28 protein-coding genes and 3 tRNA genes are annotated in these 22,439 nt (G+C 70.8%); 12 read left to right on the top strand and 19 right to left on the bottom strand.

The window, feature by feature from the left end; translation table 11 throughout:
- Positions 1-5: 5 nt before the first annotated feature.
- Genes AB0C30_RS31805 through AB0C30_RS31750 form a run of 12 tightly spaced genes read right to left on the bottom strand, consistent with a single transcriptional unit; the run spans position 6 to position 7,873 of the window.
- A complete protein-coding gene (locus AB0C30_RS31805) occupies positions 6-467 on the bottom strand; it encodes a DUF1772 domain-containing protein (protein WP_357951577.1) in 462 nt (153 codons plus the stop codon).
- 36 nt (positions 468-503) lie between these two features.
- A complete protein-coding gene (locus tag AB0C30_RS31800; RefSeq protein ID WP_357951575.1) occupies positions 504-812 on the bottom strand; it encodes an antibiotic biosynthesis monooxygenase in 309 nt (102 codons plus the stop codon).
- Positions 809-1,132 carry an antibiotic biosynthesis monooxygenase family protein gene (locus AB0C30_RS31795; RefSeq protein WP_357951573.1) on the bottom strand — a complete coding sequence of 108 codons (324 nt, stop codon included), beginning with the start codon at positions 1,130-1,132 and terminating at the stop codon, positions 809-811. Before AB0C30_RS31795 ends, AB0C30_RS31800 begins: the two co-directional genes overlap by 4 nt.
- A gap of 2 nt (positions 1,133-1,134) precedes the next feature.
- The gene (locus AB0C30_RS31790; protein ID WP_357951571.1) at positions 1,135-1,860 is read right to left on the bottom strand and encodes an SDR family NAD(P)-dependent oxidoreductase; all 726 of its coding nucleotides are present in this window, start codon (positions 1,858-1,860) and stop codon (positions 1,135-1,137) included.
- A gap of 17 nt (positions 1,861-1,877) precedes the next feature.
- Entirely contained in the window at positions 1,878-2,339 is a 462-nt protein-coding gene (locus AB0C30_RS31785; RefSeq protein ID WP_357951569.1) for a DUF1772 domain-containing protein, read from the bottom strand.
- A 3-nt stretch (positions 2,340-2,342) separates the two neighbouring features.
- Positions 2,343-2,798 (bottom strand): SRPBCC family protein, encoded by a 456-nt coding sequence (locus tag AB0C30_RS31780; RefSeq protein ID WP_357951567.1) that lies wholly within the window; start codon positions 2,796-2,798, stop codon positions 2,343-2,345.
- 3 nt (positions 2,799-2,801) lie between these two features.
- Complete coding sequence (locus AB0C30_RS31775; protein ID WP_357951566.1) at positions 2,802-3,068, bottom strand: acyl carrier protein; 267 nt, start codon at positions 3,066-3,068, stop codon at positions 2,802-2,804.
- A gap of 15 nt (positions 3,069-3,083) precedes the next feature.
- The gene (locus AB0C30_RS31770; protein WP_357951564.1) at positions 3,084-4,307 is read right to left on the bottom strand and encodes a ketosynthase chain-length factor; all 1,224 of its coding nucleotides are present in this window, start codon (positions 4,305-4,307) and stop codon (positions 3,084-3,086) included.
- Complete coding sequence (locus AB0C30_RS31765) at positions 4,304-5,572, bottom strand: beta-ketoacyl-[acyl-carrier-protein] synthase family protein (RefSeq protein WP_357951562.1); 1,269 nt, start codon at positions 5,570-5,572, stop codon at positions 4,304-4,306. The genes AB0C30_RS31770 and AB0C30_RS31765 overlap by 4 nt, the downstream gene beginning before the upstream one ends.
- Complete coding sequence (locus AB0C30_RS31760; RefSeq protein WP_357951561.1) at positions 5,572-5,991, bottom strand: cupin domain-containing protein; 420 nt, start codon at positions 5,989-5,991, stop codon at positions 5,572-5,574. Before AB0C30_RS31760 ends, AB0C30_RS31765 begins: the two co-directional genes overlap by 1 nt.
- Complete coding sequence (locus AB0C30_RS31755) at positions 5,991-6,311, bottom strand: TcmI family type II polyketide cyclase (RefSeq protein WP_357951560.1); 321 nt, start codon at positions 6,309-6,311, stop codon at positions 5,991-5,993. Before AB0C30_RS31755 ends, AB0C30_RS31760 begins: the two co-directional genes overlap by 1 nt.
- A gap of 56 nt (positions 6,312-6,367) precedes the next feature.
- The gene (locus AB0C30_RS31750) at positions 6,368-7,873 is read right to left on the bottom strand and encodes an oligopeptide:H+ symporter (protein ID WP_357951558.1); all 1,506 of its coding nucleotides are present in this window, start codon (positions 7,871-7,873) and stop codon (positions 6,368-6,370) included.
- Between the two features lie 144 nt (positions 7,874-8,017).
- Here AB0C30_RS31750 and AB0C30_RS31745 point away from each other — a divergent pair, with 144 nt between their 5' ends.
- From AB0C30_RS31745 to AB0C30_RS31730, 4 genes are read left to right on the top strand one after another with little or no spacing between them, the layout of a single operon-like run.
- A complete protein-coding gene (locus tag AB0C30_RS31745) occupies positions 8,018-9,058 on the top strand; it encodes a methyltransferase (RefSeq protein WP_357951556.1) in 1,041 nt (346 codons plus the stop codon).
- Positions 9,055-9,858 (top strand): methyltransferase domain-containing protein, encoded by an 804-nt coding sequence (locus tag AB0C30_RS31740; RefSeq protein WP_357951555.1) that lies wholly within the window; start codon positions 9,055-9,057, stop codon positions 9,856-9,858. Before AB0C30_RS31745 ends, AB0C30_RS31740 begins: the two co-directional genes overlap by 4 nt.
- A gap of 30 nt (positions 9,859-9,888) precedes the next feature.
- Positions 9,889-11,130, top strand: a complete 1,242-nt coding sequence (locus tag AB0C30_RS31735) for an MFS transporter (RefSeq protein WP_357951554.1) — start codon at positions 9,889-9,891, stop codon at positions 11,128-11,130.
- Positions 11,127-12,101: a hypothetical protein gene (locus tag AB0C30_RS31730; RefSeq protein WP_357951553.1), complete on the top strand. Its 975-nt coding sequence runs from the start codon at positions 11,127-11,129 to the stop codon at positions 12,099-12,101. Before AB0C30_RS31735 ends, AB0C30_RS31730 begins: the two co-directional genes overlap by 4 nt.
- A gap of 21 nt (positions 12,102-12,122) precedes the next feature.
- On the opposite strand, the gene AB0C30_RS31725 is transcribed toward AB0C30_RS31730, so the two are convergent.
- A complete protein-coding gene (locus tag AB0C30_RS31725) occupies positions 12,123-12,281 on the bottom strand; it encodes a hypothetical protein (protein ID WP_357951552.1) in 159 nt (52 codons plus the stop codon).
- Between the two features lie 23 nt (positions 12,282-12,304).
- Between AB0C30_RS31725 and AB0C30_RS31720 the strand changes: the two genes are divergently transcribed.
- The 8 genes from AB0C30_RS31720 (at position 12,305) to AB0C30_RS31685 (ending at position 17,759) form a co-directional block, all read left to right on the top strand.
- Entirely contained in the window at positions 12,305-12,499 is a 195-nt protein-coding gene (locus AB0C30_RS31720; protein WP_357951550.1) for a hypothetical protein, read from the top strand.
- A gap of 93 nt (positions 12,500-12,592) precedes the next feature.
- Entirely contained in the window at positions 12,593-13,510 is a 918-nt protein-coding gene (locus AB0C30_RS31715) for a cation diffusion facilitator family transporter (protein WP_357951548.1), read from the top strand.
- 332 nt (positions 13,511-13,842) lie between these two features.
- Positions 13,843-13,915 (top strand) — tRNA-Met (locus AB0C30_RS31710).
- A gap of 4 nt (positions 13,916-13,919) precedes the next feature.
- Positions 13,920-13,992 (top strand) — tRNA-Arg (locus AB0C30_RS31705).
- Positions 13,993-13,994: 2 nt separating this feature from the next.
- A tRNA-His gene (locus AB0C30_RS31700) sits at positions 13,995-14,071 on the top strand.
- A 161-nt stretch (positions 14,072-14,232) separates the two neighbouring features.
- Positions 14,233-15,579, top strand: coding sequence for an amidase (locus AB0C30_RS31695; RefSeq protein WP_357951546.1), 1,347 nt, complete (start codon positions 14,233-14,235; stop codon positions 15,577-15,579).
- A 10-nt stretch (positions 15,580-15,589) separates the two neighbouring features.
- Positions 15,590-17,152 (top strand): phospholipase D family protein, encoded by a 1,563-nt coding sequence (locus tag AB0C30_RS31690; RefSeq protein ID WP_357951544.1) that lies wholly within the window; start codon positions 15,590-15,592, stop codon positions 17,150-17,152.
- A gap of 94 nt (positions 17,153-17,246) precedes the next feature.
- Positions 17,247-17,759 (top strand): GNAT family protein, encoded by a 513-nt coding sequence (locus tag AB0C30_RS31685; protein ID WP_357951542.1) that lies wholly within the window; start codon positions 17,247-17,249, stop codon positions 17,757-17,759.
- A gap of 21 nt (positions 17,760-17,780) precedes the next feature.
- Here the strand turns inward: AB0C30_RS31685 and AB0C30_RS31680 are convergent, their stop codons facing one another.
- The 6 genes from AB0C30_RS31680 to AB0C30_RS31655 all read right to left on the bottom strand — a co-directional run bounded on the left by AB0C30_RS31680 (position 17,781) and on the right by AB0C30_RS31655 (position 22,432).
- A complete protein-coding gene (locus AB0C30_RS31680) occupies positions 17,781-18,395 on the bottom strand; it encodes an alpha-ketoglutarate-dependent dioxygenase AlkB (RefSeq protein WP_357951540.1) in 615 nt (204 codons plus the stop codon).
- Between the two features lie 256 nt (positions 18,396-18,651).
- The gene (locus AB0C30_RS31675) at positions 18,652-19,179 is read right to left on the bottom strand and encodes a CGNR zinc finger domain-containing protein (RefSeq protein WP_357951538.1); all 528 of its coding nucleotides are present in this window, start codon (positions 19,177-19,179) and stop codon (positions 18,652-18,654) included.
- 79 nt (positions 19,180-19,258) lie between these two features.
- Entirely contained in the window at positions 19,259-20,233 is a 975-nt protein-coding gene (locus tag AB0C30_RS31670) for a hypothetical protein (RefSeq protein ID WP_357951537.1), read from the bottom strand.
- A gap of 5 nt (positions 20,234-20,238) precedes the next feature.
- Complete coding sequence (locus AB0C30_RS31665) at positions 20,239-21,240, bottom strand: hypothetical protein (RefSeq protein WP_357951535.1); 1,002 nt, start codon at positions 21,238-21,240, stop codon at positions 20,239-20,241.
- Positions 21,241-21,335: 95 nt separating this feature from the next.
- Positions 21,336-21,698, bottom strand: coding sequence for a DUF2203 domain-containing protein (locus tag AB0C30_RS31660; protein WP_357951533.1), 363 nt, complete (start codon positions 21,696-21,698; stop codon positions 21,336-21,338).
- 41 nt (positions 21,699-21,739) lie between these two features.
- Entirely contained in the window at positions 21,740-22,432 is a 693-nt protein-coding gene (locus AB0C30_RS31655) for a GntR family transcriptional regulator (protein WP_357951614.1), read from the bottom strand.
- Positions 22,433-22,439 lie beyond the last annotated feature (7 nt).

Here is a 22,439-nt window from a genome sequence, read left to right as displayed (position 1 = left end):
CGAGCTCATGTGTGTGGCGAGGCCACCGTGGCGATGGCCATGCAGGCCAGGGCGAGCAGGGCCAGCCCGGTGCGGAGCAGGTTCAGTGCGCGCCACCTGCGCCGCAGGTCGGTCAGGCGCGAGTGCGGCACGTCCCGCTCCGGCGACTTCACCAGGCGGTTGATGGGCACGTTGCCCAGGTGCGAGACCAGGGACACGGCCAGCAGCAGCACGGCGGCCAGCGTGAACGGCAGGCGCTGCGGCCAGCCGGCCGTAAGGGTGGCCCGCGCCGCGGCGGCGAGGGTCGTGCCGATGACGATGATCGGCATGGTGGGGTCGTAGTTGCGGCCGACGAGCCGGTGCACCTGGATGTAGGTGTCGGGGGGCAGCGCGGCGAAGGTGGGCACGATGCTCAGCGCGACGCAGAACAGCACGCCCGCGGTGACGCCGCTCCCGACGAGCGCGAGAACGTCCAGTACGGCGAGCACGTGAAGACCTCCGTCAGGTACTCCGTGAAAGGCGGCTCAGTAGAAAGCGACGACCTCGTAGATGCCGTAGCGATCCTGGCGTCGCTGGTCCTGGTAGGGGCGCAACGGCGCGGTGCTCTGGCGGTGGGTCGAGCCCTCCTCCCAGACGCGGAAGGCCTCCAGGCTCTCCCACTCGCTCATCACCACGAAGGTGCCGGGGTCCAGGAGCGAGTGCATGAGCTCGTTGCCCAGCAGTCCCGGGGTGCCGGCGAGTTCCTCGCTGATCTGCCGGTACGCCTGCTCCAGCCCCGACGGCCCGGACTCGGGGGCCACGGTGTGCAGCAGGACCCGCAGTCTGTTGCTCATGACCGCCGCGCCGCGCCGGCCAGATCGTGGACGACGTGCATGGTCGTCATCGAACCGCTGGACCGGTAGGGATGCAGCCGGCCGCGGTGCCGTAGGTGCGCCTCGCTGCGCTCGTAGGCGCGGAACGGCTCCTCCCCGACCCAGTCGCTGACGATGTAGTAGACGCCGTCCTCTTCCGCGCTGCGGGACAGCCACTGGCCGAGGTTGGCGGGCTGGCCGGTGATGGTGGCCGCGCTGTCGTGCCAGACCTTCTCGAACTCCGCCCCCTTGCCGGGGAGCACCTCCATGCGGAGCATCACTCGAAAGACGTCAGCGCTCATGCTCAAATCCCTCCGTCCACGTGGATGGTCTCGCCGGTGACATAGCCGGCCTGGTCGCCCGCCAGGAACAGCACGGGCCCCGCCACCTCTTCGGGGGTGCCGAGCCTGCCCAGCGCGGTGAGCCCCTCGTAACGCTGCCTGACCGGCTCGGGCAGGGTGCCGTCCCCCGGGTCGATGACGCCCGGCGAGACGAGGTTGACGCGGATCCCGCGTGGTCCCAGCTCCTTGGCCAGCGAGCGGACCAGCCCGACCAGGCCCGCCTTGGCGGCGGTGTAGTGAGCGCGCTGGGGGATGCCGACGAAGGCCGAGCGCGAGCCGATGCCGATGACCGAGGCGCCCTCACCCAGCAGCGGCAGTGCCTGCCGTACGAGGCGGTACATCGAGGTCAGGTTGGTGTCCAGCACCCGCTGCCACTCCTCGACCGCGAGTTCGCCGAAGGGCACGTGGCTGATGGTGCCGGCGTTGCTGACGAGCACGTCCAGGCCGCCCAGGTACGTCCCGCACTCGTCGATGAGCGCGGCGACGTCGCCGGCGTCCGTCACATCGGCGCGCACCACCTTGTGTTCGCCCAGCTCGTCCAGCTCGGCGGCCAGGAGCTTCGCGGCGTCCTCGTCGCTGCGGTAGCAGGTGACCAGCCGCGCCCCGGCCCGCGCCAGCGCCAGCGCCAGGCCATGGCCGATGCCCCGGGTGCCACCGGTCAGCAGGACTCTCTTGCCATCGAGTCGCATGTCTCCTCCAAAGATGATCAGGTCAGGACTGCCGCGCCGACGGCGTTGGCCGCGAGTGCGGCGACCATCAGCACGGTGCGGACCAGGTTCCAGTTGCGCCAGCGCAGCCGAGGGTCGCGCTCGCCCCAGTCGGCGGGGCAGGCCTCGGGGTCCAGTGCCATCACATAGCGGTTGATCGGTACGGCTTTCGCCACCGAGATCACGATCACCGCGCCGATCAGTGCCGCGGCCGCCCCGAAGAGCAGCCGCGGCACCGGCTGCCCGGTCATGACCGCCATGACCAGGTCCAGCAGCAGGGTGGCCAGGTTGATGGCGGGCACCGCGGGGTCGTAGCGCGGCCACAGGAACTGCACGAGGCGCACGTAGCCGCCGTAGGGCAGGGTCAGCATGAGCGGTGCCAGGCCCACGGCCGTGCAGAACATGTCACCGGCCGCGAGGCCGTTGCCCAGCAGCGCCACCGGGAGCAGGAACCTGATCACGGGTCAGCCCGCCGCCGCGTCGGTCTCGATGATCTTCTTGATGCGCTCGAGCTGGACGACGCTGTTGCCGTTGACCCGCTCGGCCATGTCGCCGTCGCCCAGCGGAGCGTTCGCCTTCATCTCGAAGTCCTGCACCCAGCGCAACAGGACGCCTTCCTGGGTCTGCAGGTACTCCCAGAACAGGTTCATGTACTTGAAGGGGCCGGTCTCCACCCGGTAGGACCTGGTGGTGCGCGTCACGGGGTCGAGGGTGCGCTGGGACACCCAGCTCCACACCATGCCGTTGTGGTCGGGGTGCATGGTGAGCCGGAACCTGATCACGTCGCCCTGGCGCTCCAGCACCTCGGCCGAGGCGTACTCACTGAACAGCGACGGCCAGGACTCCACATCGTTGGTCCGGTCCCAGACCAGGTCCATGGGTGCGGAGATAAGGATGGAATTGTCGGTGTGTACGGCCATATGTCAGCCCGCCTGAATCTGTGCGTTGACAATCTGTGCGTTGACGTAGTGGATGATCGTGCGTGGCGTGTCGAGCTCAGCGAACGCGGCGTCGTCGATGGTGATGCTGGTCTCCCGCTCGATCAGCGAGGCGATCTGCAGCATCGCCAGGGAGTCGTAGCCGAGGTTGGCGATATGGATGTCGTTGATGTCGCCTTCGAAGTCGAGGGATTCCTCGACGCCGCAGGAACGCATGATCACGCGTAGGTCGTCGAGCGTGAAACCCGGCATCTGTTGCCTTTCTCATCAGGCGGCCGCCGTGACGACGACCGCGGAGTTGAATCCGCCGAAACCCCTGGCCAGGACGAGCGCGCGGCGCACCGGCGCCGGCCTGGTCTCGGTGACGAGATCGAGGCCGGCGCAGGCGGGAGCGAGCTCGCGCACCCCGACGGTCGGCGGGATCACGCCGTCGCGGATCGACAGCAGGGCCGCTGCCAGATCAAGCGGTGCGCCGCCGCCGTACAGGCGGCCGAGCATGGTCTTGGGCGCGGTCACCGGGACACCTCGCGGCCCGAACAGCCGCGTGATGGCCTCGGCCTCGGCCCGGTCGAGTTCGGGAACGGCCGCGGCGTCGGCGAAGACCACGTCCACCTGCTCGGGCGTGATCTGCGCGCGCTGGAGAGCCAGCTCGGCCGCGCGGTACAACGTGGGGCGCCCGCCGCTGCCCGGGGGCGGGTCGAAGGTGGCGGCGTGACCGGCGACCCGGCCGTAGACCTGCGGCGCGTGGCGTTCTCTGGCCTCCTGCTCGGGTTCGACGATGAGGATCGCGCCGCCCTCGCCCGGGATGTGGCCGCAGGCGTCCACATCGAAGGGCAGGTAGGCGGAGCCGGGGTCGTCGCGGTGGCTGAGGCGGCCGCCCGAGAGCTGGCAGACCAGCGCGTACGGGCTGAGCGGGGCCTCGGTACCACCGGTGACGACCAGCCGCGACCCCGAGCGGAGCGCGCTCACCGCCTGCGCCAGCGCGTCCAGCCCGCCGGCCTGCTCGGCCACGACGACCCCGCAGGGGCCGCGCATGCCGTGCCTGATGGAGATCTGGCCCGTGGTGGCGGCGTAGAACCAGGCGATCGACTGGTAGGTGCTCACCCGCTGCGGGCCGTGCCGCCACAGGTCGGCGATCTCGCGCTGGCCGAACTCGTTGCCGCCCGAGGAGCTGGCGGTGATCACGGCCAGCCCGTACTCGTCCAATCCGGCCAGGTCCTCGGCGCTCAGGCCCGCGTCGGCGAGCGCCGCCTGAGCCGCGTACAAGCTGAGCTGCGTCCAGCGGTCGGTCTGGGCGACCAGCCGGCTGGGCAGGCGTTCGGCGGCGGTGAAGTCGGCGACCTCGCCGGCCAGCCGTACCGGGTAGTCGCCCGCCTCGAAGCGGCTGATGGGGCCGATGCCGCTGGTGCCGGCCAGAACGGCGGCCCAGTGGGCGTCCACGCCCGTGCCGTTGGGCGCGACGACGCCCAACCCGGTGACGACGGCGTTCATTCCGCCCGCCCGGGGGCGGTCAGCAGCATGGCGCTCTGGAAACCGCCGAACCCGCTGCCCACGGTCAGCACGGTGTCCATGCTGACCTCGCGCGCGGTGAGCGGCGTGTAGTCCAGGTCGCATTCGGGGTCGGCGACGCGCAGGTTGGCCGTGGGCGGGACGACCTGATGTTCCAGGGCGAGGACACACGCGGCGATCTCGATGGAGCCGATCGCGCCGAGCGAGTGGCCGACCATGGACTTGATCGAGCTGATCGGGACGCGGTAGGCGTGCTCGCCGAGGCTGTGCTTGAAGGCCGCCGTCTCGTGCCGGTCGTTCTGGCGGGTGCCAGAACCGTGGGCGTTGATGTAGCCGATGTCGGTGGGATCCACCCTGGCGTGCCGCAGGGCGCCCCTGATCGCCTCGGCCATCTCTCGGCCGTCGGGCCGCAGGCCGGTCATGTGGAAGGCGTTGCTCCTGTTGGCGAAGCCGGAGATCTCGGCGTAGACGTGGGCTCCCCTGCGGCGGGCGGCCTCCCGCTCCTCGATGACGAAGACGGCCGCGCCCTCTCCAAGTACGAACCCGTCGCGTTCTTTGTCGAAGGGGCGCGAGGCCGACTCGGGTTCGGCGTTGTTGGGTGAGGTGGCCCTGATGGCGTCGAAGCAGGCGACGGTGATCGGCGAGATGGGCGCGTCGGTGGCACCGGCGATGGCGACCTCGGCCACACCCTCCTCGATGAGGGCCAGGGCGTGGCCGACGGCGTCCAGGCCCGAGGTGCATCCGGTGGAGATGGTGGTGACCGGGCCCTCCGCGCCCACCAGCCAGGCGACCTCGACGGCCGTGGAACTGGGGACCAGATATTCGTACAGGTGCGGCATGGCGTAGCGGTGGTCGACGACCCAGTCACGGGCGACGTCGCTGACCACCAGGTACTCGTTCTCCAGGCCGACGGTGGCACCGACCGCGCTGCCGATGACGACGGCGACGCGGTCGCGGGGCCCGTCGTCCTGGGGCCAGCCGCTGTCGGCGAGCGCCTCGCGGGCGGCCACCACGGCGAACTGAGCGCTTCTGTCCATCCTGCGGGTCTCGCGCGGGGTGAGACCCTCGTGGGCGGGGTCGAAGTCGCATTCGGCGGCGATTCTGGAGCGGAACCCGGTCGCGTCGAAGGCGGAGATGGGGCGGGTGGCCGTCCTGCCCTCGGTGAGCAGCGACCAGAAGGCCTTCACCCCGAGGCCACCCGGGGCGACGACGCCGATGCCGGTGATCACCGCATGCCGGGCGCCCATCAGCCGGCCTCGACCTGGAGTGCGGGCTCGTGCGCGGCGGGCAACGGCTCGGTGTCGACGTGGCCCAGCTCGGGACGGGGGGCCAGGGGGCACAGGTGAAAGACGGCCTCGGCCGGCTCGCCGCTGTCGTTCCACACCCGATGCCTGACTTCCTTGGGGACCAGCACGCCCTCACCCGCCCGCACGGTCAGGTGCTCGCCGTCCAGCCTGACCACCAGCTCGCCGCCGGTGACGTAGAGGAACTCCTCGGAGTAGGGGTGGTAGTGCTCGGCGATGTGCTCGCCGGGATCGAGTCTGAGCACGCCGAGGAACCCGGTGGTGGCACCGGTCGTCGCGGGACCGAGCACCACGCGCAGTTCGCCGCCCCTGCGCCGGTTGGGCGGCACCTGCGCCGCCGAGATCACGGTGAAGCGGGACATCAGCGGCTCCAGGTGTAGAAGGTCTGGGCCATCGCGTCGGCGGGAGAGCGCCAGGTGGCCGGATCGTAGGCGCCGATGTACGGTTTGAGCCGCTCATTGAGATCGGTGAAGAGCGGGTCTGTGCGCAGTTCGGCCAGCCGCGCGTCCACGGGGCCCTCGGCCTCGATGAGGTGGAAGTAGAGTCCCTGGAATTGGAAGAGCGCACGGCCGGAGACCCCGACCCGGTGCGGCAGATCCGTCGCGTCCGACTCCTCGAAGAGACGGGCGACCGAGTCCGCGTCTTTGGGATCCATCCGGGCGACGATGAGCGTTCGATGCACCGTTGCTCCTTCACGGGACGACTAGTTAGTTCATGGTGTTCTGAGCGGTTCGAAAGTCACTCGAATAGCGCTGTGGTTTCCGCCGTCCGCAGCCGCCGCGTCAGCGGCACGCGCGCCAGGATGAAGGCGAGCATCGCGCCCAGGCCCGACAAGCCCAGGATGAGGAAGTACGCCCACCGGGGAACGACGTCCGACAGGCGCACCACCAGGCTGCCCAGGCCGCCGCCCAGCGCGGAGAAGGTCCAGTACAGGCCGATGACGCGGCCGGTGAGCGCCGCCGGCACCACGTCGACCGACGTGCTCAGCCCGATGGGCGCGATGGCCACCTCGCCACAGGCCAGCAGCAGGAAGGCGGCCAGCAGCCAGAGCGGGGAAACCGGCTCGCCGCCCTCGGCCAGCCAGGAGGCCAGGCTCATCAGCAGCAGCCCCGACGCGGCGAAGGCCAATCCCGCCGCGAACTTCACCGGTGCCCCGAGCCGGCTGCCCGCCGACAGCCAGACCCGCGCCGACAACGGCGCGAGCACCAGAATGAACAACGGGGTGACCGACTGGAACCAGCTGGCGGGCACGAGCTGACCGAACATGACCCGGTCCGTGGAGTTTCTGGCGAACAGGCTGAGCGTGGAGCCGCCCTGGATGACGAAGAGCCAGAACAGCGCCGAGGCCAGCAGCAGCCAGCGGTAGGCCGACAACCGCGCCCGCGCGGCCGCGTCCAGCTCGGGGCGGCGGCGCAGCGCGGCGAAATAGGCCAGCGGCGTCACCAGCGTGACCACACCCAGAGCCGCCACGACGTGCATGATGCCGAACCCGCCGCTGAGCAGGTCGGCGGCGAGGAGGACCGCGACCACGGCCACCGCGCCGGCCAGCAGTCGCAGCGCGCGCCGCCGCTGACCCGCGTCCAGCGGATGCCCCGGCGCCCGCCCTTTGCCCGCGAAGTGCCCGGCGCCCAGCGCGAACTGCAGCACCCCGAAGGTCATGCCGACTCCCGCCGCCGAGAAGCCCAGATGCCAGCTCAGCATCTCGCCGAGAAAACCGGTGATCAGCGGTGCCAGCAGCGCGCTGATCTGGATGCCGACATAGAACACCGAGATCGCCGCCTCACGTGCCGCCGCACGCCCCCCGCCGTAGAAGCGGCCGAGCAACGCCAGCAGGTTGGGCTTGAGCAGCCCGGTGCCCGCCGCGATCAGCGCCAGACCCGCGTAGGCGCTCGCTTGGAAGGGAAGCGCCATGGTGAAGTGGCCCAGCGCGATGACGGCGCCGCCGATCAAGGTCGCGCGCCACTCGCCGAGTACCCGGTCGCCCAGCCAGCCTCCCGGTACCGCCAGCACGAAGATCAGCCCGATGTAGGAGCCGTACAACGCGGTGGCGACGGTACCCGGCAGTCCGAGGCCGCCCCGCGCGACCGGCTCGGTGGCATACAGAACCAGGATCGCCTGCATGCCGAAGAAGCTGAATCGCTCCCAGACGTCGGTCAGGAACAGGGTCCTGAACCAGCCGAGGCGCCCGTAGGCGCCCAGCGTCGTCTCCTCGGCGGGCCGGGCGCGCGGAAAACCGATGGTCATGGCAGGACCTTGCGGGCCTGCCCTCGTGCCCGGCTCGAACCTCGCTGGACCCGAGCGATGCCCGGTCGAGCGAAGCCATGCTCGAGCGGATCTCGAGATCGGCCTGCCAGCGTCCTGGCAGGACACATCGAGAGAGGACCCGACGTGACGGAAACGGCCGTACCCAGGCGCGAAATCACGACGCTGGCCGACATCAACCGGCTGGGCACCGCGTTCTGCGGCGCCAAGGCCGTTCTCAGCGCGATCGAGCTGGGCTTGTTCACCGAACTGAGCGCCGGACCGGCCACGGAGGCGGAGCTGTGCGAGCGCCTCGGTCTGCACCCTCGCGCCGTACCCGACTTTCTGTCCACGCTGGCCGCCCTGGGCCTGCTCGACGTGAAAGACGACCACTACGCCAGCACTCCGGCGGCGGCCCGCTTCCTCGACCGCACCTCGCCCTCCTACGGCGGCGGGTTCCTCGAGCGGGCCAACCACATGATGTATCCCGCCTGGGAGAACCTCACCGGCCTGTTGAGGACCGGCGAGCCGCAGGTCGCCGGTCGAGAGGACCAGGCCGCGGCCTTCGAGCGGATGATGGGCGACCCCGACCACCTGGATCGCTTCCTGCGCATGATGGACGCGGTCAGCGGGCCGCTGGGTCCCGAGCTGGCCGCCAAGTTCGACTGGGCGAACTACACCACGGTCGTCGACATCGGCGGCGCTCGCGGAAACCTGCTCGCCCACATTCTCAACGCCCACGAACACCTCAGCGGATATGTCTTCGACCTGCGGGGAATCGAGTCGGCCTTCGGCACGCACATGGAGGCGCTCGGCCTCAGGGACCGGGCACGGTTCGTCAGCGGCGACTTCTTCAAGGACGCGCTGCCCCAGAGCGACGTCCTGATCATCGGACACGTCCTGCACGACTGGTCGCCCGCCGAACGCGCCCAGTTGATCAGGAAGGCTTTCGGCGCCCTCCAGCCCGGCGGGGCGCTCCTCATCTACGACCAGCTCACCGGGCAGGGGCACGGCGGCGACCCCTGGAACGAGATCATCAGCTTGAACATGCAGCTGCTGTCGCCCGGCGGCTCGGAGTACACCCTGACCGAATGCCGCACCTGGCTGCGCGACGCGGGCTTCCAGTCCATCTCCACCTTCACCCTCGGCGAGCACGACACCTGCGTGGTCGCGCTGAAGGACAGGTGAGCTCGGTGCTGGAGGAGTCGCTCCTGCTCGAGACGGAGCTCCGGATCGGTGACGCGTTCGGCGAGATGCTGCAGGCCGCCTTCTACGAGCTGCCGGCCCCTCCCGAGGCGCGCTGGACCTACGACATCGTGGAGCGCGAGGACGGGAACCTCCTGGTCACCCCGGCGGCCCACTGGTTCCAGCCGCCGGCGCTGTGGCCCGAGCACATCGTGACCGGGATGGAGCGGGCACGCGGCCGCGTGCTCGACGTCGGATGTGGCGCGGGCCGGCACGCCTTGGCGCTCCAGGAGCAAGGGGAGGAGGTGACCGGCCTCGACACCTCCCCAGGTGCCCTCAAGGTCTGCCGGCGCCGTGGTCTACGGTCGGTGGTGCACGCCACCGTCGCCGATCATGCCGTGAACCGCGCGGCCGACGGCGGGCGATATGACACCTTTCTCCTGCTCGGCGCGAACGTGGGCCTGCTCCAGGGGCGGGCGAGCGCCCCGGCCTTCCTCGGCGCCCTCGCCGCGATGGCCACGCCGGGAGCCCGGATCATCGCCGACAGCATGGATCCCGACCTGCTGAGCGAGCTCGACCCGACCCAGGTGGCCTACGGCGAGCTGAACCGGCGCCGCGGCCGCCTGCCCGGGCAGACCCGGATGCGGGTCCGGCACAAGACCATGACCACCTCGTGGTTCGACTACCTGTACTGCTCCCCGGCCGAGCTCGGCGAGCTGGCAGAGGGAACGGCCTGGCGCGTCGAGGAGATCCTCCCCTCGGGCGGCCCGTCCTATGTGGCGACGCTGGTACATAAGCCCTGATCCCCGCCGGACGGAGGAAGAGCACGCACCGTGTACCTGTCAACCATCGGAAGGAGCACCGCTCCCACCGGGAAACGGCCATGGGCCGCCGTCGGCGCCAACGTCGTCGCGCTCGGCGCCGTCAGCATGATCACGGACGTCTCCGCCGAGATGGTCACCGCGGTCCTGCCGCTCTACCTCGTCATCGGGCTGCACCTGGGCCCGGCCGCCTACGGCCTGGTCGACGGCCTGTACACGGGGGCCACCGCCGTGCTCAGGCTGGCCGGCGGGTATGTCGCCGACCGGACGCGCAGGCCCAAGGTCGTCGCGCAGGTGGGGTACGCCCTGTCAGCCGTCGCCAAGCTCGGTCTCCTGGCCGCGGGCTCCGCAGGCATGATCGGCCTGGTGGTGGCCGTCGACAGAACGGGCAAAGGGCTGCGTACCGCGCCACGCGATGCGCTGATCACGCTGTCCGCCGCCCCCGAGGCACTGGGCAGAGCCTTCGGCCTGCACCGCGCGATGGACAGCTTCGGCGCCTTCCTCGGCCCGATCGCGGCGCTTGCCGTACTCGCCGTCTCTGGGCAGGCCTTCGACGCGGTGTTCGTCGCCAGCTTCTGCGTCGCGGCGGTGGCGGTCATGGTGCTCATGCTGTTCGTACGCGACCATGCGCCCACCGCCGCCCCCGCCCCGCGCGCGCCGTTGCGAGAGCTGCTCGGAACCCCCGGCGTGCGGCGGATCGCCGCGGCGGCTTGCCTGCTGGGGCTGACCACCGTCGGCGACGGTTTCGTCTACCTGCTGTTGCAGCAGCGGGAGTCGCTGGCAGTCGGCTGGTTCCCGCTGCTGGCCGTCGGGACCAACCTGGCCTACCTGCTGCTGGCCGCGCCGCTGGGCGCGCTGGCCGACCGGGTCGGGCGACTGCCCGTGGTGCTCGGCGGCTACTGCGCGCTGGCGGCCGTCTACCTGTTGCTGTTCAGCCCGTTGGGCGAATGGCCGCTGCTGGTGGCGGCACTCGGGTTGTACGGCGTGTTCTACGCGGCCACCGACGGCGTCCTGATCGCGCTGGCGGGTCCGATGCTGCCCGAACACCTGCGCACCACGGGGCTCGCCCTCGTCCAGACCGGGCAGGCCCTGGCATACCTGCTCTCCTCGGTCCTGTTCGGGCTCACCTGGCAGCTGTGGGGAGCCGCAACGGCGACCCGGGGAGCCGCCGCGGGCGCCGTCGTCGCGACGCTCGCCACCGCAGTCCTCCTGTCCAGGCGTACGGCCCTGTCCAGGCGTACGGCGGCCCGGTGACCGCCTCCGCCCGCGTCACCATCGCCGCCGTGGTCACGCTGATACTCACCGCCGTCACCGTCTTCTACATACGGCACGCGGTCGCGCGCAGCACACCCATCCCGCCGGTCGCGACGACCGAGGCGGCCACCGGTCGCGGCATTCTCGTGCGCAGCACGGCCCCGGGATCGAGGAACCGGGTCATGAGAGTCTCGCTCGCCGACCACTCCGCCGCGCCCACCTCGCTCACGTGCAGCCGGGTCTACGCCTCCGGCGGCACCACCGTGTGCCTGCGGCCCGAGGGCGCACTCGGCACCTACCAGGTCGCCGTCCTGGACGCGCGGCCGCACCAGACGAAGGTCTTCTCCCTGGCCGGATTGCCCAACAGGGCCAGGGTCTCGGCCGATGGCCGGATGGTCGCCTGGACGGTCTTCGTCACGGGCGACTCCTACGACAGCAGCACGTTCTCCACGCGTGCCGGGATCTTCGACACCCGTACGGGCGAGCTGACGGTCACGCTGGAGGACTTCGCCGTCACCGGGGGCGACGGGCTCACCACGGCGCCTGACCGCAACTTCTGGGGCATCACCTTCGATGCCGACGATGACCACTTCTACGCCACCATGTCCACCGGCGGCCACCGCTATCTGGTGGCGGGAGACCTCGCCGTCCGCACGGTGAGAATCCTGCGGGACAACGTCGAATGCCCCTCACTGTCCCCCGACGGTACTCGCCTCGCCTTCAAGGAGGCCGTCGGTGGCGATCCGGCACACGGCTGGCGGCTGTCCGTCCTGGACCTGTCCACCCAACGGGTGACCCACCTGGCCGAGACTCGCAGTGTGGACGATCAGGCGATGTGGCTGGACCGCCAGACGCTCGCCTACGCGATCATCCGTCCCTGGGGCCACGCCGATGTGTGGTCGGCGGCCGCCGACGGCTCAGGAACCCCCAAGCTCCTGGCCGCGGAGGCGGACTCCCCTTCCCCCGCCTGAGATGGGCCGGATCGACCGCGCTCACCGTACGGACGCCGAGACGGCTCGCGCGAACAAGGTGAGCACGTCGCGGACGAAACGCGTCCGAGTCAGGCCCAGGCAGCGCAGCGCCAGACCGTGATCGACGGCGACCACGGTCACCGTGCCGAGCATCAGGCCCCACCAGCAGCCCGTCAGCACGGCGGGTGAGCTAGCAGGCGGGCGTGGTTCTGCTCTTCCGCGACGAAGAGGCGGACTGCCGCGCTATATGTGTCGTCCTCGGCTTTGTCCGCTTCGCCGATCAGAGCGGTGTCATCCCCGGCTTTGTCCGCTTTGCCGACCAGCGCGGCGCCGTCGCCGCTCTCGCCGATCTGGAAGCGCTGGGGTACGAACGGATTGTGGACAAATCCTGCGGGTGATCGTCGAGGTTTCGTGCAGATTGTCCGCCAGCAGCCGCAGGGTCGTGGACCGCGGAATGTCAAGATTGCCGCCACCTGGGTAGAGGGGGCCGCATGAGCGGCGACGGATCACATCAGGCGACTCTCGCGGCGCTGGCCGCCAACGTGGGAGTCGCGGCCACCAAGTTCGTGGCCTTCTTCTTCACCGGCTCCTCGGCGATGCTCGCCGAGGGCATCCATTCCATCGCCGACACGGGTAACCAGGGCCTGCTCATGCTCGGCCGGCGGCGGGCCAAGCGGGAGCCGAGCGCCGACCACCCCTTCGGCTACGGGCGCGAGCGCTACTTCTACGGCTTCCTGGTGTCGCTCGTGCTGTTCTTCGGGGGCGGGCTGTTCGCCCTGTACGAGGGGTACGAGAAGATCACCCACCCGCATCCGCTGGAGAGCTGGCCGTGGGCGGTCGGGGTTCTGGTGGTGGCGATCGTCATGGAGGCGCTCTCGCTGCGGACCGCCGTACGCAACTCCAACCGGGTGCGTGACGGCCGGTCGTGGGCCGGGTTCATCCGCGACGCGAAGGCGCCCGAGCTGCCGGTGGTGCTGCTGGAGGACACGGCGGCGCTGGCCGGGCTGGTGTTCGCGCTCGTCGGCGTCGGGCTGACGGTGCTCACCGGGAACTCCGCCTTCGACGGTCTCGGCTCGATCGCCATCGGGCTGCTGCTGGTCGCGGTGGCGGTGACGCTGGCCAGGGAGACCAAGAGCATGATCATCGGCGAGGCGGCCACACCCGCCGTTCAGGACGCCATCGAGAAGGTTTTGGACGGCGACCCGTCCATCCAGGCGTTCGCCCAGGTACGGACCCTGCACCTGGGGCCGGAGGACCTGCTGATCGCCGCCCGGGTGACGATGCACTCGTCGGGCGACGTGGACGGGGCCGCGCAGGCGCTGGCGGAGACGGAGCGGCGGATCAGGGAGCAGGTCTCGATCGCGTCGGCGGTGTACCTGCAGCCGACCCCGCCGGAGAGGGTGCCGTGAAGCAGGTCGATGCTCCGTGAAGGCGGGTCAACGTGCCGTGAACTCAAGCGGCTCTGCCTGCGCTTGCTGCGCGTCTGAGGTCCAGCGAGCGGCCGCTGCGCCTGCGAGCCGTTGCCGGCGTGGGCCGACGCACCGGCTCAGTGAATAAATGCGTTGCCCGGCGATGATCCGTCCGGCATGCTTCTCGACATGAAGAACCTCAGCAGCGACGCGATGCGCCACGGTCATATGGTCCGCCATGGCCGTATGCCCTGGGGTCTTCGTCACTGACGTCACAGTCAGCGAGCCGCCGCCCAGGACCACACGGTCTGGGCGGTTTTTTAGTTCCCGATGGCGGGTGAGGGTGCTGGTGTGCCCGGCGGTTTCATAAACCGCTGCAGGCGGGTTCGATCCCCGCACCCGCTACCGGGCCTTCGTGGCGCAGTGGAGAGCGCGCCTGCTTGCGGAGCAGGAGGACGCCGGTTCGAATCCGGCCGAAGGCACTGCGGCCGATCCCGAAGCGAACGAGGGACCAAGTTGTGATCTTGGTGAAAGCGGGTTCAAGTCCCGTCGGCCGCCCCACGTCGGTGTCATCGAGAGGGTGTGGAAACCGGGCCGGTCGAGGATCGTGCGGATCCCGGCCTGGGTCGGGGGTCCGGCTCGGCGCGGGCCACCGTGATGTGCTCGCGCGGGTCGGCGAGGAGGTCCTCGCGGCGACCGGCCGGCCTCTACGGTTAAGCCCTATGCCGACACCCTCTGGCCCCTTCACCGGACGTACGATCGACGGCCTCGCACGCGACCTGCGCGACGGCCGGACCACCTCGACGGCGCTCGCCCAGCTGGCGCTCGACGCCATCGCCGAGCTCGACCCGCTGCTCAACGCGTTCATCACCGTGGACGCCGCCGGGGCGCGGACCGCGGCGCGGCAGGCGGACGAGGAGCTGGCCGGGGGCGTCGACCGGGGGGCGCTGCATGGCGTGCCGGTCGGTGTGAAGGACCTCATCATGGTCGCCGGGCTGCCCGCGACCATGGGCTCGCGGCACTTCGCCGGTCACGTCGCGGTCGCCGACGCCGCCTGCGTGACCCGCCTGCGCCAGGCCGGTGCCGTCGTCATCGGCAAGACGAACACCCACGAGTTCGCGTACGGCCCCACGGGCGATCGTTCCGCCGCCGGCCCGTCGCGCAATCCGTGGGAACCCGCGCGCATGTCGGGCGGCTCCAGCGGCGGCAGCGCGGTCGCCGTGGCGGCGGGCATGGTGCCGGTGGCCCTCGGCACCGACACCGGTGGTTCGGTCCGCATTCCGGCGGCATTATGCGGGGTCGCCGGTTTCAAGCCCGCGTACGGGGCGATCCCGGTCGACGGTGTCTTTCCCCTGGCGCAGACCTTCGACACCGTCGGGCTTCTCGCGGGCCACGAGCGGGACTGCCTGATCGCCTACCGGTCCCTCGTCCCCGCCGGTGTCCAGAAGGGGGACGGCTGGCCGGCACGGGTCGCCTGGCTTGATCCCGCCGGCGTGTTCGCCTGCGACCCGCAGGTGGCCCGTACGGTACGCCGGGCCGTGGAGGCGGGCACCGGACCGCTGGAGGAGCTCGCGTTCCCATCCAAGGAGGTGGACGAGCTGCGCGAGACCTTCACCGCCATTCAGAGCAGCGAGGCGGCGGCCGTACACGCCGACCGGCTGGCCGAGGCGCCCGAGCTGTTCGACCCCGAGCTGCTCGAACGCCTGCGCGGCGCCGCCGAGATGCCGGGCTGGCGGTACGTACGGGCCATGCGGGCCCGCCCACGACTCGCCGAGAGCGTCGGCGCGCTGTTCGAGCGGCATGACGTGCTCGCGCTGCCGACCGTACCGCTCACCGCGCCGTTTCTCGGTCAGCGGGCGACCGAGCTGGCCGGCGGGGCCGTCGCCGTGCGAGCCGCGCTGCTCGCCCTGACGAGCATGTGGAACGTGGTCGGTTTTCCGGCGCTGAGTGTCCCGGCCGGAACGGTGCGCGGCCTGCCGGTCGGGCTGCAGCTCGTCTGCCGTCCCGGTGGGGAGCACCTGCTGTTCGAAACCGCCGGGGCCACGCATGGAGGCCCGCCGCCCGGGTAGCCGACTGCGAATGCGGATCCAGGACTGGTTCCTCACGGACCAGGAAAGAGGCAATCCGGCGACCAAGCTCGACGCCTGGTCGACGGGTAACGACGTACGCCCGCTGATCCACGGCGCGACCTACTTCGCCGAGCTGAAGACCTGCGTCGAGGCGCTGCGCGAGGACGACTTACTCCTGTTCGCCGACTGGCGCGGCGATCCCGACGAGCGGCTCGCCGAGAACGGGCCCTCCGTGGGCGACGCGATGGCCGCCGCCGCGCACAAAGGCGCGCTGGTCAGAGGGCTCATCTGGCGTTCGCACCTGGACCGGTTACGCTTCAGCTCGGCCGAGAACCGGCACCTGGGCGAGGCGATCGAGGCCGCGGGCGGGCAGGCCGTCCTCGACACGCGGACCAAGCCGGGCGGCTCGCACCACCAGAAGTTCGTCATCCTGCGTCATGACGGCGATCCGGTCGCCGACGTGGCCTTCCTCGGCGGCATCGACCTGTGTCACAGCCGCCGGGACGACGCCGACCACCTCGGCGATCCGCAGGCGTGCCCGATGCCCGGCGAGTACGGCCGGCGGCCCCCGTGGCACGACGTCCAGGTCGCCATCCACGGCCCCGCGGTGGCGGAGGTGGAGAAGGTGTTCTGCGAGCGGTGGGAGGATCCCGCGCCGGAGACCAGGGATCCGATCAGGCGGCTGCGCGACCATCTCGCCAGGATGGACGACGTTCCTCCGCTGCCCGAGCCGGGGCCGCCGCCGCCTCCTGCGGGCACGCACACCGTACAGCTCCTGCGCACCTATCCCGCCAGGCGTAGCAGTTACCCGTTCGCGCCGGAGGGCGAGCGGAGCGTGGCGCACGCCTACCAGAAGGTGCTCGGCCGGGCCCGTTCGCTGGTCTACCTGGAAGATCAGTATCTGTGGTCCACGGACGTGATCGAGCCGTTCGCCGAGGCGCTGGAGCGCGAGCCCGATCTGCGGATGGTCATCGTGGTGCCCCGCCACCCCGACCAGGACGGCTGGCTGGCCGGGCCCGCGAGCCTGATCGGCAGGGTCCACGCGCTGAACCGGCTGCTGCGGGCGGGCGGCGACCGGGTCGCCCTGTACGACCTGGAGAACCATGAGGGCACCCCCGTCTACGTGCACGCCAAGGTCTGCGTGGTCGACGACGTGTGGGCCTCGGTCGGGTCCGACAACGTCAACCTGCGCTCCTGGAGCTACGACTCGGAGCTGAGCTGTGCCGTACTCGATGAGCAGGAGGATCCGCGCGAGCCGCCCGGCGCCCGGCGGTTCGCCCGCGAGCTGCGCCTGGCGCTGATGGGCGAGCACCTGGACCTGCCCGAGGACGATGCGGCTCGCGACGAGCTGTGCGATCCCGCGGCCGCGTTCGACGCCTTCGCCGACGCGGCGGCGCGGCTCGAAGCCTGGCACGCCGGCGGCCGTAAGGGGCCGCGACCGCCGGGGCGGCTGCGGCCGCATTCCTATCCCGAGCTGCCCCGGGTGCGCGGGCTGCTCGCCACGCCGCTCTACCGCCTGGCGGTCGATCCCGACGGGCGGCCTCCCGCACTGCGGAGATCCAGGACTTTCTAGCGCTCGCTGCTGTCCTAAGGCCACCCTCCGTGATCACTCGGCGGCGCGCTGCCCTATCCTGTACGGCTCTGTGCAGCTGAGGAAGGGAACCCGAGTGAACGTGAGCCTGCGCCCGGTCCGTGCGGCGGACCTGGATGTGTTCGAGGAGAATCTGGGCAGCCCGAAGGGGACCGGCGAGCTGCAGTGGTTCGGCCATCGCACCCTGCACGCGATGCGCGAGGAGTTCGCGGCGACCGGGCTGCTGAGCGCCGAGGGCGGCTATTTCACCATTGACGCCCGTGGCGAGGTGGCCGGGTGGATGCACTGGTTCCAGCGGATCTGGGGTCCGCGGCACACCTCCTGGTGCTGGTCGCTGTCCATCGTGATCTTCCCGCGCCACCGCGGCAAGGGTGTGGGCAGCCGGGCGCACCGCGAGCTGGTGACGTACCTGTTCGACCACACCCGGGCAGAGCGGATCGAGGCCATTACCGACGTCACCAACCTCGCAGAGCAGGGCGCGCTGGCCAATGCCGGATTTGAACGAGAAGGCGTGATCCGCCGGGCCCAGTGGCGCGGCGGAAGCTGGCACGACCAGCTGTTGTATTCGGTGCTGCGGCCGGAGAAGTAGTGCCTGGCGCCATCCCTGCTCTCAGCGCACGCCGCGCGGCCGGAACTGGATGCTGATGCGCGGCCCGGTGGGACGGGTGGTCTTGGGGATCGCGTGCTCCCACGTGCGCTGGCAACTGCCGCCCATCACGATGAGGTCGCCGTGCCCCAGGTCGTGACGGATCGAGGCGCCGCCGCCCCGGGGGCGCAGCAGCAGCGGGCGCGGGGCGCCGACCGAGATGATCGCGACCATGGTGTCCTCGGTGCCGCCCCTGCCCAGAGTGTCGCCGTGCCAGGCCACGCTGTCGCGCCCGTCGCGGTAGAAGCAGAGCCCGGCCGTGCGGAACGGCTCCCCGAGCTCCTCGGCGTAGCGCTCGTTGAGCGCGCGCAGGGCGTCGTCGAGCGCCGCGTCGGGCAGCGGCTCGTCCTCGTCGTAGAAGGCGAGCAGCCGCGGCACGTCGACTACTTTGTCGTACATCCGGCGCCGTTCGGCCCGCCACGGCACCACCTCGCACAGCCGGGAGAACAGCGCGTCGGCCTCCGCCAGCCAGCCGGGCCCGAAGTCGATCCACGCCCCGCGCTCCAGACGCGTCCGGCGGATCGCCGAGCCGACGAGCTCGTCGGCTCCCAGCAGAGAAGCTTGGAAAACAGCCGTCATGGCATCAAGTGTAGGCGATCGTTCAAACATTCATTCGATTAGGTCCGCAGACCGGCTGCGCCCGGCCATCACGGCCGGGCGCGCGGCTCGTCGTCCCACCCGCCCGGTCTGTACGGCACGCAGCCCGTACAGACCGGGGCGGCCACGCAGGCCGCCGATCCCCACGGGTCCAGTATCGGGTATCCCCGCCCGTCACGCCTGTTACCTCACTGCCCGTTTGTGCCGTTTGCTGCCGTGCCGGTTGCCGCCGAGACGGTCAGGTGCGGCCGCGGTGAGCGGCGACGCGTTCGCGGGTGGCGCAGCGGGTGCTGCAGTAGCGCCTCGGGCTGCCGCCTCCCAGGTCCAGGTACGGCCGGCGGCAGGTGGCCGAGGCGCACAGCCCGCCCGGCATTCGCTGGTGATCGGCCAGCAGGACGGCCAGCGCCAGGGCCGAGGAGGCCAGGAACCACTCCCCCCACGGCGCGTAGTCGTCGCCGTCCACGTGCAGGTGCCACGGAGTCGTGCCCGCGTGGTTCGTCAGGCGGGGCGCCCGCGCGGCCGTCGCCAGAAGATCGTTCAGCCGGGCGGCCGCCAGGTCGGGACCGGCGGCGGCGAAGACGGCGACCAGCCGCTCCGCCGCGGCCCGCATCGCCGCCAGGTCGGCCTCGCCCAGGTCCAGGTCGCCGGTTTCGCCGTGGTCGCGCAGCACCCGCGCGACGGACTCCGCCGACGGCTCCTCGTGCAGCAGCGCGACGCACAGGGCCACGGCCCGGGCCGCCATCGCTTTGGTCGAGTGAACCGCCACGCCAGCAGCGTATGCCCGCGGACACGGAAACGGCGGGGCTCCCCCAGCCCCGCCGTGCCGCGTCGAACCTGACGAGAGCTCAGCCGCCGCAGGCCGCGAAGACGTAGCTGTCCTTCAGGAGCGAGTAGTGGTCCCGGACCTTGACGGCCCCGGTTTCGGTGTCGATCTGGACGATCGTCATCTTGTTCGCCTTGCCGTCGGGGTACTGCACGAGGTGCAGCGTCACCTGCCGCTCGCCGGTCCAGTCGATCATGTGGAGGTCGCCGGCCGGCAGCTTGACCTTCCGCTTGGCGATGACCTGGTCGCTCTGCATGTCGTACAGGACGAGCTGGGACTTGGCGCCGCCCATGACGACGTTCGCGGTGGTCCGGCCGTCGGCCGCGAGGGCCGACGGGGAGTTCGAGGCGACGATCTGCGGCGGCGTGGCCCGGTACAGCTGCTCGCCGGACTCGCTGTAGGCGATCAGGTCCGTGACGGACTCGTCGGCGGAGACCTCGGTTAGCAGTTCGCCGCCGTCGGCGCTGAAGCCGAGCAGCGTCTGCCGGCCGGGCGTCGAGCCGAGCAGGGTGCCGGTGGCCGTGTCGAAGATCCGCGTCTTCACTGCCTTGTCGGTGGCGAAGACGGCCGCGAGCCGGCCGCCGTCGTCGGAGAGCTGGAACGTCACGTCGTACTGGGCCACGCGCGGCAGCGCGTCCTTGGCGAAGACCTTCACCCCGCCCCCCATGGTCCGTACGGCCAGCCGCCCGGACTTGGTGAAGTACGCGACGCGCCGGCCGTTACCGCTGACGGCGATGGGCGCGACCTGGGTGTGCGACGACTTGCCGTTCGCCTCGCGGGCGATGGTCTCGGCGTCGGGCAGGGAGCCCTTCTCCCCGCTGTGCATCACCAGCCGCCACTCGCCGCACGGCCGCTGCTCGCCCTTGACCGTGCAGCCCTTGACCGAGGCGTAGCGGATGCCGTCGTGGTGGTCATGTGGCGTGGCCTGGGCAGCCTGAGGCGCGGTCACCAGGGCGGCCAGCCCTGCCGCGATCGCCACGGCGATCCTGATCTTCATGGTCGTCACTCCCCCGCCACTCTGAAGGCGTACCTGGTCTTGCTGATCGAGTACTTGTCCGTCTGCGTGGCGGCGCCGGTCTCCGTGTCGACGGTGAACTCCCGTACCACCGCCGTCGAGCCTTCGTCACCTGTCTGCACGAGCACCGTGAGCCGCCCGTCCGCGCTCCACTGGGCGAGGTACGGCGTCTGCGCCGGCTTCAGCGCCAGATCCACGCCCGCGGAGAGGTCCCCGGTCTCCAGGTCGTAGATCCGCAGCCGAGGGGCCTTCTTGGCTTCCTCGTCCCCGGAGATGATCACCGCTACGGTCTTGCCGTCCGCGGCCAGCGCGGTCATGGCGGAGTTCGCCACGACCTGCGACGGCGTGCGCCTGACTGAGGTGCCGTCGGCCCGGTACGCGATCAGCGTGAGGGTGTTGTCGCGATTGAAGCGCTGGGCCAGCACCTCGCCCCCGTCAGCGCTGAAGCCGTTCATCGAGTCCTTGGCGGGCAGCTCGACGATCTTGCCGGTGGCGATCGTGACCACCTTGGACGGGACGCGCTCCTTCTCATCGGTGGAGTCGACCAGCAGCTTGTCCCCCTGGGGCGACAGGTACAGGCTGAGCGGGCTCGTCCCGTACCGCTTGGGCACCAGGGACGCGGCCAGCACCTTGACCGGTCCGCCCGCCGCCTGCCGTACGACGATGCGGTGGTCGCCGGCCCGCTCGTAGGCGATCACACGGCCGTCGCCGCTGATGGCGAACAGGCCGGCGTCGTCGAGCTTCCTGCCCTTGCCGTCGATCTCGGTGGCGGCGGCGTCCTTGACGGTGAGCTTCCCGCCGTCACGCGTGATCAGCCGCCAGTGGCCGCAGGGGTAGGTGGTCTCGTTCTTCTTGTCGGTGCAGGTCTTGATCCAGGCCGCCCGGACCTGGGAAGGGCCTGCTTGGGCGTACGCGGCGGGGGGAGTGATCCCCAGCCCGCCGATGACCGCCGACGCGAGGAGCGCGGCGGCCGCTGAGGTGTGCCTCATGGTGGTGTTCCCTTCACTCGTCCGGTTAGATACCGGCGGAGTGAAACGGGTTGATCACAGGTGAGACACATTCATGTGCCCGCCCGGACAGGTGGTCAGCGCAGCGGGCGGCGGCCCGCGAAGCCCAGTTCCGTGCGGTGATACCAGGTCAGCTCGGTCTCGCCCTCGATCCAGCACAGGCGTACGGACACCCCGTCGAGCACGGCGGGAAAGTCGATGAGGACCGGCGCGATCCCCTTCACCTCGATGCCCTGCCCGGTCCAGGTGCTGAGGACCTCCTCGATGCGCGCCTCGATCGCCTTCATCTCGGGGATGCCGCCCAGCGCGGACCCGCCGGCGCTCTCGCGGTCGAAGGCGATCTCGGCCAGGTCGGCGCGGGCGGCGATCAGCACGCCGGCGTCGTCGATGATCGACGGCATGAGCGAGCGCGCCTCGTCGAGGGTGAACGTCCTGGCCATGTGCGAACGCTATCGGGTGGGCTCGTAGGCGCGCATCATCGTCACCGGTTCGGCTCGTAGGCGCGCACGAGCAGTTGCTCGGCGTCGTCGAGGTAGGCGTCGAGGAAGGCGGCGGCCTCGTCCGGCCGGTCGGCTTCGAGGAGCTCGAGGAGCTTGCGGTTGCGGGTGACGAACGGCTCGTGGAAGGCGCGCGGGTTCTTCATGACGTGGAAGACGAGCCGCAGCTCGGCCAGGAGCTGGCGCATGGCCTCGTCGAGCCGGGGGCTCTGGTTGAGCGTCACCAGCGCCTGGTGGAAGCGGATGTTGGCGGTGCCCACGCCGCGCCAGTCGTCGTCGGCGGCGGCCCGCTCGGCGTCGGCCACGGCCTCCCTGATCACGGCCAGCTCCTGGCCGCTCGGGCGGCGCCGGACGGCCGCGCCCTCGATCACCCGGCGTACGCGGTAGAGGTCCGCGACGTCCTCGGCCGACAGGATCCGCACGAACACGCCCCTGTTGAGCCGGTGGTCCAGCAGCCCTTCGTGGCCGAGCAGCCGGAACGCCTCGCGCAGCGTGTTGCGCGACACGCCGAGCGCGTCCGCGATGGCCTCCTCGGACAGGCGCTGACCTGGCTCGAAGAAGCCCTCGGTGACACGGTCGCGCAGGATGTCGGCCACCCGCTCGGCCGTGCTGCTGCGGCCCAGCCTGGACCGGTCATGTTCGAGATCCGAAAGGGGGCTGTCCACCGCGTCATCCACAGTCAAC

It is taken from the genome of Nonomuraea sp. NPDC048901 (assembly GCF_040649695.1).
GTDB lineage: Bacteria > Actinomycetota > Actinomycetes > Streptosporangiales > Streptosporangiaceae > Nonomuraea.
This window is presented reverse-complemented; position numbering and strand designations above follow the sequence as displayed.

Coding starts and splice junctions, on each gene's coding strand:
- AB0C30_RS31800 (WP_357951575.1), bottom strand. CDS start 812: ATGAGCAACAGACTGCGGGTCCTGCTGCACACCGTGGCCCCCGAGTCC.
- AB0C30_RS31795 (WP_357951573.1), bottom strand. CDS start 1,132: ATGAGCGCTGACGTCTTTCGAGTGATGCTCCGCATGGAGGTGCTCCCC.
- AB0C30_RS31790 (WP_357951571.1), bottom strand. CDS start 1,860: ATGCGACTCGATGGCAAGAGAGTCCTGCTGACCGGTGGCACCCGGGGC.
- AB0C30_RS31780 (WP_357951567.1), bottom strand. CDS start 2,798: ATGGCCGTACACACCGACAATTCCATCCTTATCTCCGCACCCATGGAC.
- AB0C30_RS31775 (WP_357951566.1), bottom strand. CDS start 3,068: ATGCCGGGTTTCACGCTCGACGACCTACGCGTGATCATGCGTTCCTGC.
- AB0C30_RS31770 (WP_357951564.1), bottom strand. CDS start 4,307: ATGAACGCCGTCGTCACCGGGTTGGGCGTCGTCGCGCCCAACGGCACG.
- AB0C30_RS31765 (WP_357951562.1), bottom strand. CDS start 5,572: ATGGGCGCCCGGCATGCGGTGATCACCGGCATCGGCGTCGTCGCCCCG.
- AB0C30_RS31760 (WP_357951561.1), bottom strand. CDS start 5,991: ATGTCCCGCTTCACCGTGATCTCGGCGGCGCAGGTGCCGCCCAACCGG.
- AB0C30_RS31750 (WP_357951558.1), bottom strand. CDS start 7,873: ATGACCATCGGTTTTCCGCGCGCCCGGCCCGCCGAGGAGACGACGCTG.
- AB0C30_RS31715 (WP_357951548.1), top strand. CDS start 12,593: ATGAGCGGCGACGGATCACATCAGGCGACTCTCGCGGCGCTGGCCGCC.
- AB0C30_RS31695 (WP_357951546.1), top strand. CDS start 14,233: ATGCCGACACCCTCTGGCCCCTTCACCGGACGTACGATCGACGGCCTC.
- AB0C30_RS31690 (WP_357951544.1), top strand. CDS start 15,590: ATGCGGATCCAGGACTGGTTCCTCACGGACCAGGAAAGAGGCAATCCG.
- AB0C30_RS31680 (WP_357951540.1), bottom strand. CDS start 18,395: ATGACGGCTGTTTTCCAAGCTTCTCTGCTGGGAGCCGACGAGCTCGTC.
- AB0C30_RS31670 (WP_357951537.1), bottom strand. CDS start 20,233: ATGAAGATCAGGATCGCCGTGGCGATCGCGGCAGGGCTGGCCGCCCTG.
- AB0C30_RS31665 (WP_357951535.1), bottom strand. CDS start 21,240: ATGAGGCACACCTCAGCGGCCGCCGCGCTCCTCGCGTCGGCGGTCATC.
- AB0C30_RS31660 (WP_357951533.1), bottom strand. CDS start 21,698: ATGGCCAGGACGTTCACCCTCGACGAGGCGCGCTCGCTCATGCCGTCG.